This is a genomic window from Sporomusa sp., assembly GCF_057736855.1.
Genome location: NZ_JBYKYF010000429.1, coordinates 1 through 1,993 on the forward strand (window position 1 = coordinate 1; position 1,993 = coordinate 1,993).

Here is a 1,993-nt window from a genome sequence, read left to right on the forward strand (position 1 = left end):
TAAAAGCGGATGCAGATAGGTAACGGCCTTCTTGCCATGTCGACCATCAATAAAATCAGATACCATGCCACTTCCCAGAGGTCCAGGCCGATAGAGAGCCACTAGGGGAATAAGATCATCAAATTTTTCGGGTTTAAGATCTTTCACCAGATTGGTCATGCCACTTGATTCCATCTGAAACACGCCAGATGTATCACCGGCAGCCAGCATAGCACAGGTCTTAGCATCATCTAACGGAATGTTTTCTATATCAATTTCTATCCCCCGGTTCTCTTTGATTAAGGCAATGGTGTCACCGATCACGGTTAGTGTCCTCAGTCCCAGTAGATCCATCTTTAGTAAGCCGATTTCTTCAATCCGATCTTTGTCAAACTGAGTAGTAACAAAACCTTCGCTGGAGAGCTGCAGCGGGACAAAATGGGTCAACGGTTCTTTGGCAATAACCAGCCCGGCAGCATGAGTTGAGGCATGCCGCGGCAAGCCTTCCACCGCCATGGCCAGATCTACCAGTTTTTTAACCGTTTCGTCAGTATCATAGAGGTCTTTTAACTCTTTATTGGCAGCCAACGCCTTTTTCAGTGTGATTCCCAGTTCGGCAGGCACTAATTTCGCAATCCGGTCAACATCGCCATACGGCAGATTCAACGCCCGCCCTACATCGCGAATGGCGGCTCGTGCTGCCATGGTACCAAAAGTGATAATTTGCGCCACCCGGTCACTGCCATAACGGGATACGACATATTCAATCACTTTACTGCGGCGTTCATAACAAAAATCAATATCAATATCAGGCATAGACACCCGTTCTGGATTTAAAAACCGTTCAAACAGCAGGCCGTATTTTAGTGGATCAATATTGGTAATACCCAATAAATAAGCAACAATACTACCAGCCGCCGATCCCCTCCCTGGCCCTACAGGAATCGATTGGCTGCGGGAATAGTTGACAAAGTCCCAGACAATAAGAAAGTAGCTGGAATAGCCCATTCTTTTTATAACGCCTAGTTCATAAGCAAGCCTCTCTTCCACTTCCGGCGTTGGTTGCGGATACCGCCGGGGAATGGCCTCACGGCATAACTGGGCTAGGTATTCATCGTCACTGATTCCATTAGGTGTAGGAAAATCAGGTAAATAGATTTTATTAAAGTCAAACGTGACGTTGCAACGCTCAGCAATCTTTAACGTATTTGCTAACGCTTCCGGATATTCGGCAAACAGTTCAGCCATTTCCTCCGGACTTTTTAAATAAAAATCATCACTGGGAAACCGCATTCGATCCGGATCGTCTACCGTTTTACCCGTCTGAATACAAAGCAAAACATCATGACATTCCGCATCGGTTCTATTGATGTAATGAGCATCATTGGTTGCCACTAGGCCAAGACCTAGCTTCTTTGCTAACTTGACTAGGTGTTGATTAGCTTCTTTTTCTTCAGACATGCCATGATCTTGTAACTCGATATAGAAGTTGTCCCGGCCAAAAATTTCAGTATATTCATTGGCCAAGGCCTCTGCACCAGCCAGATCTCCCCGCAAAATGGCCGCCGGAATTTCCCCGGCAATACAAGCACTAAGGGCAATTAACCCCTCATGATAACTGCGCAATAAATCCCGGTCAATCCTGGGTTTGTAATAAAAACCTTCGCTATAGCCGCGCGATACCAGTTCAATCAGATTGCGATATCCCTGTTCATTGGCAGCTAGCAGAATAAGGTGATAATATGCTTCTCCTTCTACAGCAGCTTTGTCAAATCGCGAACGGGGCGCAACATATACTTCACAGCCAATAATCGGCTTGATCCCGTATTTTTGAGCCTGTTTATAAAAATCAATAGTACCGTACATAGTACCATGATCGGTTATAGCAACCGCCGGCATCCCAAGTTCCTTAGCCCGACGCACCAAATCTTCAATACGTCCGGCTCCGTCCAACAGACTATATTCAGTATGATTATGCAAATGTACAAACATCAGATACATGCGCTCCTCTGGT

The 1,993-nt window shown here is 45.8% G+C and carries 1 protein-coding gene; it reads right to left on the reverse strand.

Annotated features, from left to right (window positions below):
- Positions 1 to 1,980: DNA polymerase III subunit alpha (dnaE, locus tag AC29Z1_RS17235; RefSeq protein WP_488272678.1), on the reverse strand; the 1,980-nt coding region annotated here is incomplete at its 3' end.
- Positions 1,981 to 1,993 lie beyond the last annotated feature (13 nt).